Consider the following 14,388-nt stretch of genomic DNA (forward strand, 5'->3'; position numbering starts at 1 on the left):
ATCCATCTCGACGGATCATATGTTACTCACAACACTCGCCTTTGCACAGGGCATCGCCAACGTCATGAACAATCTGAACTATCAGATTGTCGGCATTATGGTGGTCATGATGTGCCTGGGTGGCCTGGCCGTCATTCTGACCATCAGCGGCTCCATCGCCGCCGCCATTCAGAACAGGGTCAAAGCCAAAACCGCCGCTCCCGTAGCCGCGCCTGCCGCCGCCCCCGCTGCGGCGGGCAAACCGGGCATGACTCCGGAAATGCTCGCCATCCTCTCCGCAGCGGTGGACTCCGCCATGACGGAGCTCACGCCGGAAATGGTGGCCGTCATCTCCGCCGCCGTGGACGCGGGCCTGGACGGCATGAGCCACCGCATTGTGGAAATCAAGCAATCCCCGGGCTCCGGCTATGCGGCCGCAGGCAGGGCGGAAATCTTCGCCTCCCACCGCATTCGGCCTTCCCGTTGAACTACAGCATTATTCACCCTTACCCCCGCCCCGGCGGGAACCATTTAACTTAATACTCCATACCATACATTATCATGAAGAAACTTCGCATCACCGTAGACGGCAAGGTATTTGACGTATCCGTAGAACTCCTGGACCAGGTATCCTCCACTACCGCAGCCCCGGCCCCGGCTCCCGCGGCCGCTCCCGCTCCTGCCGCATCCGCCCCCGTAGCCGCCCCAGCCCCGGCTCCCGCACCTGCGCCCGCTCCGGCCGCCGCCGGCGCCGGAGACGTGCCCAGCCCGCTTGCCGGCAAGGTTGTTTCCCTGGACGTGGCCGCTGGCGCCTCCGTGAAGGCCGGCGACCAGATTCTGACGCTGGAAGCCATGAAGATGAACACCATCATCTACGCTCCCGCCTCCGGCACGCTCACCGCTTTCTGCGTAAACCCGGGTGATACGGTTCAGGAAGGACAGGCTCTGGCCAAGATCGGTTAATCCCGGCGGCAACCGCCCGGGACCTCCAACAGTTCCGGGCTCCGACTCAGATAACAAACCGCTACAATAACATTCCGTATGAGTCTTTTTGATTCATTAATCACCTTTTTACAGGGGATGGGCGTCTTCTCCCTATCATGGCAAATGGTAGGGATGTGGGGCATTGCCATCCTGCTCCTGTATCTGGGTGTAGCCAAGCAATATGAACCTCTCCTGATGGTTCCCATTGCTTTCGGCGCCCTCATCGCCAACATTCCGGACAACGGAATGCTCATCACCCAGCTGAACCAGCAGGTCATTTCCTCCAATGAACAGGGGGAAGTAACCTCCACGTCCCTGAACAACGTGGGCTACCTGCGCGTTCATGTGGCTCCTCTGCAGCAGGCGCCCGCCAAGGTGCCGGCCAATCTGACCACGCCGGAAGCCCGCGCCCAGTATCTGGAAACCATGCAGCAGCCCATGCAGGTTTATCCCGGCAGCCAGCTGACCGTTTCCAAAATCAAGTCCGTGCGGGAATCCCAGGAAAAAGCCAAAGCTGACGCCGCCCGTCTGGGAGACGACAGTCTGACGGTGGATCCCAACCTGAAGGACTTCCAGAACGTGACGGAGGACAACGGCAATGAGCCGGTCTTCCTGCTCACGAACGGAGAAGGAACCACCGTCGTCCGCCAGCAGGGAGTCAATTACTTTGACACCACCGGCAACCGTGTTCCCGTGAACCTGAAAACGCAGAAGCTGGAGCCCCTGGTGGTTTCCGCCGCAGGCAAATACGTGGCCGTAGGACAGCATACCCAGGAACTTCTGGTCACCTCCATCCACGGGGGCCTGTATGACTGGATCGGGCTGGGCATCAAGGCTGAAATTTTCCCGCCCATCATCTTCCTGGGCGTAGGAGCCCTGACGGACTTCGGCCCGCTGCTCGCCGCACCGCGCACCCTGCTTCTGGGCGCGGCGGCCCAGGTGGGCGTAGCCGCCACATTCTTCATGGCCCTGTTCATGGGCTTCAACCCGAATGAAGCCGCCTCCATCGGCATCATCGGCGGAGCTGACGGCCCCACCTCCATCTTCCTGACGATGAAGCTGGCTCCGCACCTGCTGGGCGCCGTGGCCGTGGCCGCATACACGTACATGTCCCTGGTTCCGCTGATACAGCCGCCCATCATGGCGTTGCTGACGACCAAGAAGGAGCGCCTCATCCGCATGAAATCCCTGCGGACGGTCAGCAAGAGCGAAAAACTGTTCTTCGCCGTGCTGGTAACCATTGTCACCATTCTGCTGATTCCGGACGCATCCCCGCTCATCGGCATGCTGATGCTCGGCAACTTCCTGCGCGAATGCAAGGTGACGGAACGCCTGGTTCAGGCCTCCCAGAATGAAATCATCAACATCGTCACCATCTTCCTGGGAACCTCCGTGGGTCTCACGATGCAGGGAGACCGCTTCCTGCAGGCGGAAACGCTGCTGATCATTCTGCTGGGCATTGTCGCCTTCGGCGTGGCCACTGCGGGCGGCGTCATCGCCGCCAAGCTCATGAACCTCATCTGGCGCAAGAATCCGGTCAACCCCCTCATCGGGTCCGCAGGCGTCTCCGCCGTCCCGATGGCGGCCCGCGTCTCCCACAATGTGGGCCAGAAGTACGATCCCTCCAACTATCTGCTCATGCACGCCATGGGTCCGAACGTTGCAGGCGTGATCGGCACCGCGGTCATCGCGGGCTACTACATCGCCACGCTGGCGAAATAACCAGAATTAAAATTATTACCGGCCTCGGCCCGTCCCATGAATTCGGCAGCCCCATTTTCCAGCCCTCCGGAGGAGGAAGGACCATGCGGCGACTGGACTTATCATGAATGGGCCGAGGCTTTTTCCACCAATGACCTGGCCCGCTCCCTGCCCCCGGGGCATATTGCCGTCTGCCGCGTCCAGACAGGAGGCCGGGGCAGATTCAACCGCAAATGGATAGGGGATAAAGGCGGCCTGTGGGCATCCTTCACCGTTCCCCTGACCGCTCCCGCGGATGCAGCGGCCGGCGTGCACTGGGGCCATTTGCCCCTGGTTGCGGGACTGGCCCTGTTCAACATGCTCCGCGGCATGGGGCTGGATTCCGTACGCCTGCGCTGGCCGAACGACCTGCTGGCGGGCAAATCCAAACTGGCGGGAATACTGGTGGAACGCCCGGCGGAGCACATGGCCGTCATCGGCATCGGCATCAATGTTTTCAATGATGTAGCCTCCATCGCCGGGGAAATCAAGGACCCTCCGGCAAGGCTGTCGGATCTTGTTCGGAACTGCCCTTCGCTTCATGCCGTCATGGCTTCCCTGGGCAGTCATTTGAACCAGGTTCTCTCCGTCTTTTCCCGCGGCGGCATCCCCGCTCTCCAGGAGGGTCTGGCCCGGGCATGGGCCGGAGAAAGGCCGGTTTCCATTCTTACGGATGATGAAACCGTCCGGGGCATTTTTACAGGGATTGACGATCAGGGCAATCCTGTGCTATCCCTGCCGTCCGGCGCCGTCCGCGCCGTGCCGGCGCACCTGATCAACAGGCTTCTCGAAGAATGAGCCTGCCGCTCCGTTTTTACACGGGGTTTCTTTCTTTTTCATCCAACAAAAATCACTGACATGAGTTACAAGGTACTGACACCAGAAGAAGCAGCAAGCCTGATCAAGCATGGCCACCATATTGGGCTGAGCGGATTCACTCCCGCCGGAACGGCCAAGGCCGTTACGGCCGCGCTGGCAAAAATTGCAGAAGCGGAACACGAAAAGGGGAACCCCTTCCAGGTGAGCGTTTTCACCGGCGCTTCCACCGGCGATTCCTGCGACGGGATCCTTTCCCGGGCCAAGGCGATCCGCTACCGCGCTCCCTACACCACCAACGTTGACTTCCGCAAGGCGGTGAACAACGGGGAAATCGCCTATAATGACATCCATCTGTCCCAGATGGCCCAGGAAGTGCGCTACGGGTTCATGGGCAACGTGGACGTCGCCATTATTGAAGCCTGTGAAGTCACGGCTGACGGCAAAATTTATCTGACGGCCGCGGGCGGGATCGCTCCCACCATCTGCCGCCTGGCAGACAAAATTATCGTGGAATTAAACGCCGCCCACAGCAAGAGCGCCATGGGCCTGCATGACGTTTACGAACCCCTGGATCCTCCCTACCGCCGTGAAATTTCCATCTTCAAACCCAGCGACCGCATCGGCAAGCCGTACATCCAGGTTGACCCGAAGAAGATTGTGGGCGTGGTGGAAACCAACTGGCCGGACGAAGCCCGCTCCTTCGCCGCAGCGGATCCCCTGACTGATAAAATCGGGCAGAACGTGGCCGATTTCCTGGCCGCCGACATGAAACGGGGCATCATTCCCTCTACATTCCTGCCTCTCCAGTCCGGCGTAGGCAACATCGCAAACGCGGTGCTGGGCGCCCTGGGCCGCGACAAGACGATTCCCGCGTTCGAGATGTACACGGAAGTCATCCAGAACTCCGTCATCGGCCTGATCCGGGAAGGCCGCGTAAAGTTCGGCAGCGCCTGCTCCCTGACCGTAACGAACGACTGCCTGGAAGGCATTTACAGGGATATGGACTTTTTCCGCGACAAACTGGTGCTCCGCCCCTCGGAAATATCCAACAGTCCGGAAGTTATCCGCCGTCTCGGCGTCATCTCCATCAACACCGCCATTGAAGCCGACATTTACGGGAACGTCAACTCCACGCACATCGGCGGCACGAAGATGATGAACGGCATCGGCGGCTCCGGCGACTTCACGCGCAACGCCTACATCTCCATTTTCACCTGCCCGTCCGTTGCCAAGGACGGCAAGATCAGCGCCATCGTCCCCATGGTTTCCCACCATGACCATACGGAACATGACGTCAATATCATTATTACCGAGCAGGGGGTCGCGGACCTGCGCGGCAAGAGCCCGAAAGAACGCGCCCAGACCATTATTGAAAACTGCGTCCACCCGGATTACAAAAACATCCTCTGGGATTACCTGAAGCTGTCTGACGGCAAAGCCCAGACGCCGCAATCTATCAAGGCCGCTTTGGGCATGCATGCCGAACTGGCCAGGAGCGGAGACATGAAGAATGTCGACTGGGCCCAGTATAAGTAATTCCCGCATGCCGTCATTCGCATTGGCATCCATGAATTCACGCTGACTACTCAGGACCGCTTCCGCAAAGGGAGCGGTCCTTTTCCTTTTTTCCGTTCCCCGCTCCCCCGTCTCTTCATCATGAACTGGATGATTTACCCCGCCGCCAAGGCTTTCATCAAAGTCTGCGCCGTCCTTTTCGGCGCGGGCGTCGCAACGGCTGTCCTTATCCATCTGTTCATGCCCTGGTTCCTCCGCTCTCCCCGGACAGCCGCGCCCTTCCTGCTTTTGGGGACAGGGGCGGAATTGCTCTCCATCCTTTCCCTGTCCCTCCTCCTATTCTGGGGCGCCAGAGTTCTGCTGGCCTCCCGGGGAAGCAGGATAACAAGAAATCTGAGCGTGCTGGCCTTGCTGCCCGCCCTGTACGCGCTCCTCATTCCCTTTGCGGGCATGCCCGCCCCATCGCAATACACGGAAATGGACAGGGTTTGGGAGATCCTCCTCCTTCTGGCGGCCGTCACTTCTTTTTTTTCCTTCCCTTATACGGCGGGATACGGCGCCGCAGGCAGAAAATTATTCCTGTCCTGGGGAATTGCGGCGGCGGGCTGCGGGTTGCAGAGCGCCCTGTTCTTTCTCGCCGTCCTGTTGCGGCAGTTCCTGTCCACCGCGGTTCCCTCCCTGGCTGCGCCAACTGCATGGCTGGCCGTTCTCCTGTCCTGCGGCCTGGAAATCATGCTGGCGGCCCTTTCCGTCATTCTGGCGCGGCGCCTGTTCAAAAATGTCATGTCCATAGCGTCCATGCCGGAACCGATGGATCCCGCCATGCCGGGCAACCGCCCCTGACTTCCTCCCTGCCTTCATGTTTACAGCCAGTTGGAAGGGGTTACCCCCAGTCCGCGGCATGAATACGTGAACCGCTCACGGCATGAAAGGCTTTTACGGCCTTGAGCAGACAACGTCCGGAAATTTCCGCCGGCACGGCCACCGCATGGAAAACATCGCCGGGAAGCAAACCGCCCCCTCCCACGAAAACCAAGGGATTTGCAGGGTCGCCCCTTCCAGTTCCCTTGCTGACCTCAGACAGCCCTATTTCACCAATTCATCCAAATACCGGCCATAACCGTTATTGTTCATGGCTCCGGCCTGGGAACGCAGCGTCTCCGGGGAAATCCAGCCGTTATTAAAGGCTATCTCCTCCAGGCACGCCACCTTGAACCCCTGGTGATGCTCCAACGTGCGAACGAACATGGAAGCCTCCAGAAGGGTATCGTGCGTGCCCGTATCCAGCCACGTATAGCCGCGCGCCAGCTTTTCCACGCGCAACAGGCCCTGCTTCAGGTATTCCTGATTCACGGAGGTAATTTCCAACTCGCCCCGGGAGGACTTGGGAATCCTTTTGGCGATCTCCACCACCCGGTTGTCGTAAAAATAGAGGCCCGTCACCGCCATGTCCGATTTGGGCCTCAGCGGTTTTTCCTCAATGGATACCGCCTTCCCCTCATCATTGAATTCCACTACCCCGAAACGCTGCGGGTCATGCACCTGGTAACCGAAAATGGTCGCTCCGCTCGTCAGTTTGGCGGCCCGCCTCAGCTTCTCCGTCAGGCCGCGCCCGTAAAAAATATTGTCCCCCAGCACCAGGGCTACGGAATCCTTTCCGATGAACTCCTCTCCAATAATAAATGCCTGCGCCAGCCCCTCCGGCCTGGGTTGCTCCCTGTATTCAAAGGAGACGCCGAACCTGCTGCCGTCCCCCAGCAAATCCCGGTACAGGGGCAGGTCCCGGGGCGTGGAAATGATGAGGATTTCCCGTATTCCGGCCAGCATCAGCACGGAGATGGGATAATAAACCATCGGCTTATCGTAAACGGGCAGCAGTTGCTTGCTGACGGAAAGCGTAACGGGATGCAGCCGCGTGCCGCTTCCCCCGGCCAGAACAATACCTTTCATATCAACCTCCTAGCCATTGGTTCCAAGACGTTCCAGGCGGTATTCCCCGGACAGGATGCCCCGCCACCATTCCTCATGGTCCAGATACCACTGAATGGTCTTTCTGAATCCGGAAGAATGGTCCTGGCGCGGAGCCCATCCCAATTCCCTCCGTATTTTGGAAGCGTCAATCGCATAGCGCAGGTCATGGCCCGGCCTGTCCTGAACAAAGGTGATTTGCTCCCGGTAGCTCCGGCCGTCCGTTCGCGGCCGCAATTCATCCAGATGGGAACACAGCAGCTCCACCAGTTCCAGATTGGTCTTCTCGTTATTGCCGCCGATGTTGTACGTCTCTCCGGGTTTTCCGCAGGAAACGACCTTCAGCAGCGCCTCGCAGTGATCCCCCACATACAGCCAATCCCTCACGTTTTCCCCTTTGCCGTATACAGGGATGGGGTCCCCGCCCAGCGCTTTCAGGATAACGACGGGGATCAGCTTTTCCGGGAACTGGTAAGGGCCGTAATTGTTGGAACAGTTGGTGATCAGCACGGGCAGCCCGTACGTATCGTGCCAGGCGCGCACCAGGTGGTCGCTGGAAGCCTTGCTGGCGGAATACGGGGAATGGGGGCGATACGGCGTGGATTCCGTGAACAGGCCTTCCTTTCCCAGGGAGCCGTACACCTCATCCGTGGAAATGTGATGGAAGCGGAAGCGCTCCTTTTTCTCCCCTTCTAGGGAGCGATAATATTCCAGGGCGGCCTGAAGCAAGGAAAAAGTGCCCATGACGTTGGTGGTCATAAAGTTTCCCGGATCGTCAATGGAACGGTCCACATGGGACTCCGCCGCCAGGTGCATTACCCAGTCCGGCCCGTACTCCCGCAGGGTGCGGCTCATCAGGGAAGCGTCCCGGACGTCGGCGTGCAGAAAGCGGTATGCCGGGGAATCCGCCAAACCGTCCAGGGAATGGATGTTGCCGGCATAGGTCAGGGCGTCAATATTCAGGACTTCATGGCCGCGCTCCAGCAGCAGCCTGACCAGATTGGAGCCAATGAATCCGGCGCCGCCCGTAACGATAACTTTCATAGCACTGTTTTCAGGGAAAGATGCGGCGCCATTATACAACAGCGGCGTTTTTTTTCAAAACAAATCCGCCCATGCCGCGGGAACGCAGCGGCATGGGCGCGGAAAAGCGGGGATCCGTAACCGCAGAGACGGCTAGCAGCTCAGCTCCCGGCAAAGGTTGATGATATCCTGGTTCACGGAGTACTGCTGCCCGGCCACGGAATCCAGGGAGGCATAGCCGTACTGGCCGTCATGATACACCATGATCTGGTTGATGTCCCCATTGTTAAGAGCTTCCACGGCGCGGGTGGCAAAACGGGTCCCCATCAGGCGGTCACGGGCGGTGGGGGAACCGCCGCGCTGCACATGGCCCAGCACGGTCAGGCGGGTATCCATGCCGGCGCGTTCCGTCAGCCAGCGGGTCAGGTACTGCGCCACGCGGGTGCCTTCCGCCACCACGGCAATGATGCAGCTTCCCTCCTCATTGATGACAGGCTGGAGGCGCTTGTAAATGGATTCCAGGTCATACGGAATTTCAGGGACAATGCAGATGTCCGCCGCGCTGCAAAGAGCGGTGGTCATCGCCAGATAGCCGCAGTCCCGGCCCATCGTTTCAATCACGAAAGCGCGGTGATGGGAACGGGCCGTATCACGAACGGAATCAATGCAGTCCAGAATCACGTTCTGGGCCGTGTCCACGCCCAGGCAGTAGTCCGTACCGGCAATGTCGTTGTCAATCGTGGCCGGAATACCGGCGAAAGGCACTTCAAAATCATTGAAAAAGTCGTTCAGGGCGCGGAAAGAGCCGTCTCCGCCCATAATGATGAGCTTGTCGATGTTGCGTTCCTTCAGATGCTCGTAGGCCTGCCTGCGGAATTCGTAGTCGAAAAAGCGCTTGGACCGTGAAGAACGGAGGAGAGTTCCGCCCCTGTAGATCATGTCGCTGGTCAGCTCCCGGGTAGCTTCCTTGATTTTTCCATCAATCAGTCCTTCCAAACCGTCATAAACAACGTACGGATTCATTCCAAGCTGGCGGGCATGGTCCACTGCCGCCTTGATCGCCGGGTTCATTCCGGCGGCGTCGCCGCCAGATGTCATAATGGCTATTCCACTCATAAGTAATAAGGTTAACTTGTCCGGGGGGAAATGTTACCGGGCGGAACAAATAATGCAAGCGCGGAGTTTTTACTGGCGCAATAAACGGTAACGCTTCATGATGCGGAGGCATGAACGACACTGCAGCAGCCATTCTGAAAGCCACGGCCGCCCTCCGGGACGGCACGGAACGGCTCCGGTTCGGAGCTCCGGTCCATGTTACCTACAACCCTCTTACTTATGCATGGAACCCGCATGAACAGTATGTGCGCACCTATGGAAACGGGGAAAAGGGCCATTTGTTCCTGGGCATGAATCCCGGCCCCTTCGGCATGGCCCAGACGGGCGTCCCCTTCGGGGAAGTGGATGCCGTCGTCAACTGGCTGCACATCCGCGGAGAGGTGGGGCGTCCGGAACATACCCATCCCAAACGTCCCGTGGAAGGCTTCGGCTGCCCCAGGTCGGAAGTCAGCGGCCGCCGCCTGTGGGGACTTTTCGCGGAAGCTTTCGGCACCGCGGAAAACTTCTTCCGGCACAATTACGTGGCCAATTACTGCCCGCTGATCTGGATGGGCGCCACCGGGGCCAACATCACGCCGGACAAACTGCCGGCGGAACAGCGCGCCGCCGTGGACGCGGTATGCATGGAGCACCTGCTTTCCCTCATCACCATCCTGAATCCCCATACGCTGGTAGGGGTGGGAGCCTACGCCACGCAGAAACTGCGGGACGCCGCCTCCCGGCTCCCCGGCAAGAACTTCACCATCGGCACGTTGCTCCACCCAAGCCCCGCCAGCCCCATCGCCAACAAACTCTGGCCGGAACGCCCCATCCAGCAGCTTAAGGAACTGGGCATTTTATAAAGAATGGGGAGGTTAGAGCGGAGAGTTCCGTGACATGAAAGGAATCACCGGAGCAACAAGCCGGAAATTTGCGGTTCATGCTGTTCACCTGCGGCAATTCCCGCGCCACGGCGGGAGCGGGCCCGTGTTTTCAAACAATGATTGAGACGCGGCGCCGGCGTCACCGGGGCGGAGAAGGACATAAACGCCTCCCCGCCTCCATTGCAAAAACAGCCTTCCGCCAGACCAATCATCATCTTTAGCCGGAAAACCCTCCGCTCTCCCCCGCAGGCCTTTTTACTGGACAGGGAGAAAAGGGTTCCGTACAGTTTCCGCGATCTTCAAGCGTTCCGAATTTATGGCAATTTCAGATTACATCGTGACCATTGGCCTGGAAGTCCACTGCCAGATCAAGACAAAGAGCAAAATGTTCTGCTCCTGCGAAACCGGCTTTGGCTTTGAACCCAATACGCGTGTGTGCCCCACCTGCCTGGGGCTGCCGGGCGCCCTGCCCGTCCTGAATGAATTCGCCATTGAACGCACGCTGCTGACCGGCCTGATGCTGGGATGTTCCAGCCCGGAGATTTCCCAGTGGGACCGCAAGAATTATTTCTATCCGGACATGGCTAAAAATTACCAGACCTCCCAGCTGGATCTTCCGCTGTGCCTGGGCGGGGAAGTGCCCCTGTACCCCTGGTCCTATCCTAATGACGTAATCAAAGCCGGCGTCCCCCCTTTCCGCACCGTGAAGCTGACCCGCATCCACCTGGAAGAAGACGCGGCGAAGATTACCCATCACGCCAATTATTCCCTGATCGACTACAACCGCGCGGGGTCCGCCCTGATGGAAATCGTTTCCGAGCCGGACATCGACACCCCGGAAGAAGCCTACGCCTATCTCAAGTCCCTCCAGCAGATTCTGAATTACGGGGATATTTCCGACGCGGACATGGAAAAGGGCCAGATGCGGTGCGATGTGAATATTTCCCTGCGTCCCCACGGACAGAAGGAACTGGGAGCCAAGGTGGAAATGAAGAACATCAATTCCATGTCCGCCGTCCGCAGAGCCCTTCATGATGAAATCCGGCGCCAGGCGGAAGAACTGGACATGGGCATTCCTCAAATCCAGTCCACCCGCCGCTGGGACGACGAACGCGGAGAAAGCGTCGTCATGCGCACCAAGGAAGACGCGCACGATTACCGTTATTTCCCCTGCCCGGATCTGGTTCCCGTATGCACGGCCCCCCTGGTGGAGAAGGTGCGCGGACAGATTCCCGAGCTGCCCCAGGAACGGCAGAAACGCTTCATGGAGGAATATGGCCTGAGCGAGTATGACGCCAACGTGCTGGTGGGGGATCTGGAGCTGGCGCGCTTTTTTGAAGAGGCGGCGCGGGGAACCGCCAGCGGCAAAAAAATCGCCAACTGGGTTATCAACAACATTTCCGCCGTGCTGAACGAAAAAGGCATGAGGCCGTCTGAATGCCCGGTAAAACCCGGCGCCATCCGGAAGCTGATCGCCATTATTGACGACGGCACCGTTTCCAACAACCAGGCCAAGGACGTATTCGCCAAGATGTGGGATGAACCGGCCCTCGCCGCAGCGCAGGCCGCCAAGCTGCTGGGCTTTGAAAAGGCGGATTCCTCTTTTCTGGACGGCATCGTGCGGGAAGTTATTTCCGCCAATCCGGACAAGGTGGCGGAAATACAGGGAGGCAACGAGAAGCTCCTGAACTGGCTCACCGGCCAGGTCATGAAGGCCGCCAAAGGCAAGGCCAACCCGAAAATCGTAACGGAAGCGCTGAAACAGGCCCTTTCCCTGAAGTGACCCCAAACAAAGAGCCGCTTTCCTTCCCGGTTTCCGGCTCCAGCCCGCAGGGCATCACGGTTTGAACAGCTTCCTGTTCCCGGCCAGGGTATTCCATACCTGCTTCACTTCCCCGGCCAGCGTCTGCTTCATCATGGCAAGGGAAAAGTCCGCGGCCTGGCCCATGCTGATGTAAGGAGGCAGGGCAATGGCGTCCCTGTCCACATGCGCGTCGAGCAGAGCGGCGCCGGGATAATTCAGGAACATGTCCACCATCTGATCCACCTGGCTGGATTTGTCCAATAAAAATCCCTTGATGCCGACGGCATCCGCCACGGCGGCAAAAGAGGGATTATTCAGATTGATCTGCCATGGGATCAGCCCGGCCGCCTGCATTTCCAACTGGATGAAATCCAGACAGTCATTGTTATACACCACGATTTTCACCGGCAGCCTGTACTGCACGATCGTGATGAGATCCCCCAGCAGCATGGACAGGCCGCCATCTCCGCACAGGGCAATTACCTGACGTCCGGGGTATTCCATCTGCGCCCCGATGGCCATCGGCATGGCATTGGCCATGGAGCCATGATTGAAGGAAGCCAGCGTCCTCCTGCCCGGCGTAGCGCACAGGAACCTTGCGCTCCAGATGCAGGGGGTGCCGGTATCTACCGTAAATACGGCGTCGGATGCCGCATGCCTGTTCAAGGCGGTCGTGAGCTGTTCCGGACGGATGGGAGACTCCTTGTCATTTCCTTCCATATAGGCGTTCATATCCCTCACGTCCCTGGCGTGGCGTTTCAGGGAGGCGTCCAAATGCCCGGAATCCGTTTTTTCCTGCACCATGTTCAGCAACGCCTCCGCCGTGACGGAAACATCCCCGCAAATGCCCAGGTCCAGGCGGCAGCGGCGGCCCAGCACTTCCCCGCGCCTGTCAATCTGCACGATTTCAGGTTTGGTGGGGATGAAATTGAAATAGGGAAAGTCTGTTCCCCACAACACGATCATGTCGCTTTCATGCATGGCCTTGTAGGCGTCTCCCCACCCCAGCAGCCCCGTCATGCCGATGCCCAGGGGATTGTCATGCTCAAAATAATCCTTGCCCCGCCAGGTGTAGGCAATCGGGGCTTTCAAACGGTACGCGAGCTTGACAACCTTGTCTTCCGCGCCCGCGCACCCGGCGCCGCAGAAGAAAGTGATACGGCGGTGGTCATCAAGCATCCGCGCCAGAAGGGATACGGATTCATGCTCAGGAACAACACTCTCCCGGGTATAAGAAGGAGGATGAACCATGTGCTTCATCTCCGCGGGGGCATCCGCAATGTCTCCGGGCAGGACGACGACGCCTACGTCGCGCCTGGCCCACGCGTGCTGAATGGCGGACATCACTATGCCCGGAGCCTGGGAAGCTTCCGAAACCAGTTCCGCATATGCGCTGCATTCCTTGAAAAGCTGTTCCGGATGCGTGGCCTGGAAATATTCCATGCCCACCTGGCTCTGCGGGATGTGGGAGGCGATGGCCAGCACCGGAGCATGGTTCCGGTGGGCGTCAAACAGGCCGTTGATCAAATGGAGGTTGCCGGGGCCGCTGCTGCCGCAGCATACAGCCAGGTTCCCGCTCAGCTGGGCTTCCGCGCTCGCGGCAAATGCCGCCGCTTCCTCATGCCGCACATGAATCCATTCAATGGTCTTCCTCCTTCTCAAAGCGTCCGTAACGGGGTTCAGGCTATCCCCCACAATTCCGTAAATTCGCTTAATTCCCGCCTTTTCCAAAATTTCAACGATCTGATCGGCTACCCTGTGCATGTAGCTTAGACACCGTCCAATCTCCCACGGATTCATTCTTATGTGTCATCCTCCCGCCTTTTCCGTACCGGAGAAAATACCTGCGGTTACCCTCCCGATATAAGAAACAATAAGGCCGCCGCCTTTGTCAGGCAGCGGCCCATGAATTGACGGGTTTTCCGGTGGGAAACCGTCAGGAACGGCGGCGGCGCATCATCAGGGCGGCCAGGCCCAGGATTCCCAGAGAAGCGGAGGCCGGCTCCGGAACCTGAAGCCCGGCAAAACCGGCAATCTGTTCCGCGCCAAGTTTTTCATCCGTCCATTTAACTTCACCCCATGTAAGGTTGGGATTAATCCAGCTGCTAATGGGGTTGGCGTTGCCGTTCATGTTGCCGTTGTAGGACAACGTGTCAAGCAGAGAACCATTCACATAGACATCCACAGACTGTCTCTGGTCTGCGCCCGTGACGGACAAAGTAACGTTAAGAAGACCTCCACCCAAAACAACGGAAGTTTCAGAAACGTCCCCACGGTCTTGAGTAAAAGACCCGTTAGAAGTATTCAAGTTTCCATCTCCCATGCCAAGCTTGGCATCTGAAGTCAGATACAGGGCATTTGCCCCGTAGCTTTGATTTGCGTTGCGTCCATAATAACCGAACAGAGCGGTTTGGGCTCCTTGCGTTAAGGAAGAGGTGTCCAGCCAGAGGGAGATCGTGTAACTGGAAGCATAAAAATTAGCACCATAAGGAATGGAACCAGCAGGAATAGCGTTGCTTGAAAGACTTCCGAACGTCATCTCTTTTCCCAGAGCAACACCTTCAGTTGTTGTCATCG

13 protein-coding genes are annotated in these 14,388 nt (G+C 58.6%); 8 read left to right on the forward strand and 5 right to left on the reverse strand.

What is annotated here, in order from left to right; all coding sequences use genetic code 11:
• Positions 1–19 precede the first annotated feature (19 nt).
• From CI070_RS00375 to CI070_RS00400, 6 genes are all read left to right on the forward strand, one after another.
• A complete protein-coding gene (locus CI070_RS00375) occupies positions 20–466 on the forward strand; it encodes an OadG family transporter subunit (protein WP_094136592.1) in 447 nt (148 codons plus the stop codon).
• Positions 467–540: 74 nt separating this feature from the next.
• Positions 541–942: a biotin/lipoyl-containing protein gene (locus CI070_RS00380; protein ID WP_179218419.1), complete on the forward strand. Its 402-nt coding sequence runs from the start codon at positions 541–543 to the stop codon at positions 940–942.
• Positions 943–1,095: 153 nt separating this feature from the next.
• On the forward strand, positions 1,096–2,685 hold the full coding sequence (locus CI070_RS00385; protein ID WP_094136594.1) for a sodium ion-translocating decarboxylase subunit beta: 1,590 nt from the start codon (positions 1,096–1,098) through the stop codon (positions 2,683–2,685).
• 36 nt (positions 2,686–2,721) lie between these two features.
• Positions 2,722–3,501 (forward strand): biotin--[acetyl-CoA-carboxylase] ligase, encoded by a 780-nt coding sequence (locus tag CI070_RS00390; protein WP_094136595.1) that lies wholly within the window; start codon positions 2,722–2,724, stop codon positions 3,499–3,501.
• Between the two features lie 60 nt (positions 3,502–3,561).
• Positions 3,562–5,058 carry an acetyl-CoA hydrolase/transferase family protein gene (locus CI070_RS00395; protein WP_094136596.1) on the forward strand — a complete coding sequence of 499 codons (1,497 nt, stop codon included), beginning with the start codon at positions 3,562–3,564 and terminating at the stop codon, positions 5,056–5,058.
• 120 nt (positions 5,059–5,178) lie between these two features.
• Positions 5,179–5,880: a hypothetical protein gene (locus CI070_RS00400; RefSeq protein WP_143245640.1), complete on the forward strand. Its 702-nt coding sequence runs from the start codon at positions 5,179–5,181 to the stop codon at positions 5,878–5,880.
• Positions 5,881–6,123: 243 nt separating this feature from the next.
• On the opposite strand, the gene rfbA is transcribed toward CI070_RS00400, so the two are convergent.
• From rfbA to CI070_RS00415, 3 genes are all read right to left on the reverse strand, one after another.
• Complete coding sequence (rfbA, locus tag CI070_RS00405; protein WP_094136598.1) at positions 6,124–6,987, reverse strand: glucose-1-phosphate thymidylyltransferase RfbA; 864 nt, start codon at positions 6,985–6,987, stop codon at positions 6,124–6,126.
• Between the two features lie 9 nt (positions 6,988–6,996).
• Entirely contained in the window at positions 6,997–8,049 is a 1,053-nt protein-coding gene (gene rfbB / locus CI070_RS00410) for a dTDP-glucose 4,6-dehydratase (protein WP_094136599.1), read from the reverse strand.
• A gap of 132 nt (positions 8,050–8,181) precedes the next feature.
• Complete coding sequence (locus CI070_RS00415) at positions 8,182–9,144, reverse strand: 6-phosphofructokinase (RefSeq protein WP_046434818.1); 963 nt, start codon at positions 9,142–9,144, stop codon at positions 8,182–8,184.
• 110 nt (positions 9,145–9,254) lie between these two features.
• On the opposite strand from CI070_RS00415, the gene CI070_RS00420 reads away from it, so the two are divergent.
• Together CI070_RS00420 and gatB are read left to right on the forward strand one after the other, a co-directional pair.
• Positions 9,255–9,986 carry a uracil-DNA glycosylase family protein gene (locus CI070_RS00420; protein ID WP_094136600.1) on the forward strand — a complete coding sequence of 244 codons (732 nt, stop codon included), beginning with the start codon at positions 9,255–9,257 and terminating at the stop codon, positions 9,984–9,986.
• Positions 9,987–10,323: 337 nt separating this feature from the next.
• Positions 10,324–11,790, forward strand: a complete 1,467-nt coding sequence (gene gatB / locus CI070_RS00425) for an Asp-tRNA(Asn)/Glu-tRNA(Gln) amidotransferase subunit GatB (RefSeq protein WP_094136601.1) — start codon at positions 10,324–10,326, stop codon at positions 11,788–11,790.
• Positions 11,791–11,844: 54 nt separating this feature from the next.
• On the opposite strand, the gene CI070_RS00430 is transcribed toward gatB, so the two are convergent.
• Both CI070_RS00430 and CI070_RS00435 read right to left on the reverse strand, forming a co-directional pair.
• Positions 11,845–13,575, reverse strand: coding sequence for a thiamine pyrophosphate-dependent enzyme (locus CI070_RS00430; protein WP_256943562.1), 1,731 nt, complete (start codon positions 13,573–13,575; stop codon positions 11,845–11,847).
• A gap of 172 nt (positions 13,576–13,747) precedes the next feature.
• Positions 13,748–14,386, reverse strand: a complete 639-nt coding sequence (locus tag CI070_RS00435; protein WP_143245641.1) for a PEP-CTERM sorting domain-containing protein — start codon at positions 14,384–14,386, stop codon at positions 13,748–13,750.
• Between the last annotated feature and the right edge of the window lie 2 nt (positions 14,387–14,388).

The sequence above is a fragment of the Akkermansia muciniphila genome, from assembly GCF_900184965.1.
Lineage (GTDB): Bacteria > Verrucomicrobiota > Verrucomicrobiia > Verrucomicrobiales > Akkermansiaceae > Akkermansia > Akkermansia muciniphila_A.

Bases quoted from the DNA above. Each gene is read 5' to 3' on its own strand.
- CI070_RS00375 (WP_094136592.1), top strand. From the start codon at position 20: ATGTTACTCACAACACTCGCCTTTGCACAGGGCATCGCCAACGTCATG.
- CI070_RS00380 (WP_179218419.1), top strand. From the start codon at position 541: ATGAAGAAACTTCGCATCACCGTAGACGGCAAGGTATTTGACGTATCC.
- CI070_RS00385 (WP_094136594.1), top strand. From the start codon at position 1,096: ATGTGGGGCATTGCCATCCTGCTCCTGTATCTGGGTGTAGCCAAGCAA.
- CI070_RS00390 (WP_094136595.1), top strand. From the start codon at position 2,722: ATGAATTCGGCAGCCCCATTTTCCAGCCCTCCGGAGGAGGAAGGACCA.
- CI070_RS00395 (WP_094136596.1), top strand. From the start codon at position 3,562: ATGAGTTACAAGGTACTGACACCAGAAGAAGCAGCAAGCCTGATCAAG.
- CI070_RS00400 (WP_143245640.1), top strand. From the start codon at position 5,179: ATGAACTGGATGATTTACCCCGCCGCCAAGGCTTTCATCAAAGTCTGC.
- rfbA (WP_094136598.1), bottom strand. From the start codon at position 6,987: ATGAAAGGTATTGTTCTGGCCGGGGGAAGCGGCACGCGGCTGCATCCC.
- rfbB (WP_094136599.1), bottom strand. From the start codon at position 8,049: ATGAAAGTTATCGTTACGGGCGGCGCCGGATTCATTGGCTCCAATCTG.
- CI070_RS00415 (WP_046434818.1), bottom strand. From the start codon at position 9,144: ATGAGTGGAATAGCCATTATGACATCTGGCGGCGACGCCGCCGGAATG.
- CI070_RS00420 (WP_094136600.1), top strand. From the start codon at position 9,255: ATGAACGACACTGCAGCAGCCATTCTGAAAGCCACGGCCGCCCTCCGG.
- gatB (WP_094136601.1), top strand. From the start codon at position 10,324: ATGGCAATTTCAGATTACATCGTGACCATTGGCCTGGAAGTCCACTGC.
- CI070_RS00430 (WP_256943562.1), bottom strand. From the start codon at position 13,575: ATGCACAGGGTAGCCGATCAGATCGTTGAAATTTTGGAAAAGGCGGGA.
- CI070_RS00435 (WP_143245641.1), bottom strand. From the start codon at position 14,386: ATGACAACAACTGAAGGTGTTGCTCTGGGAAAAGAGATGACGTTCGGA.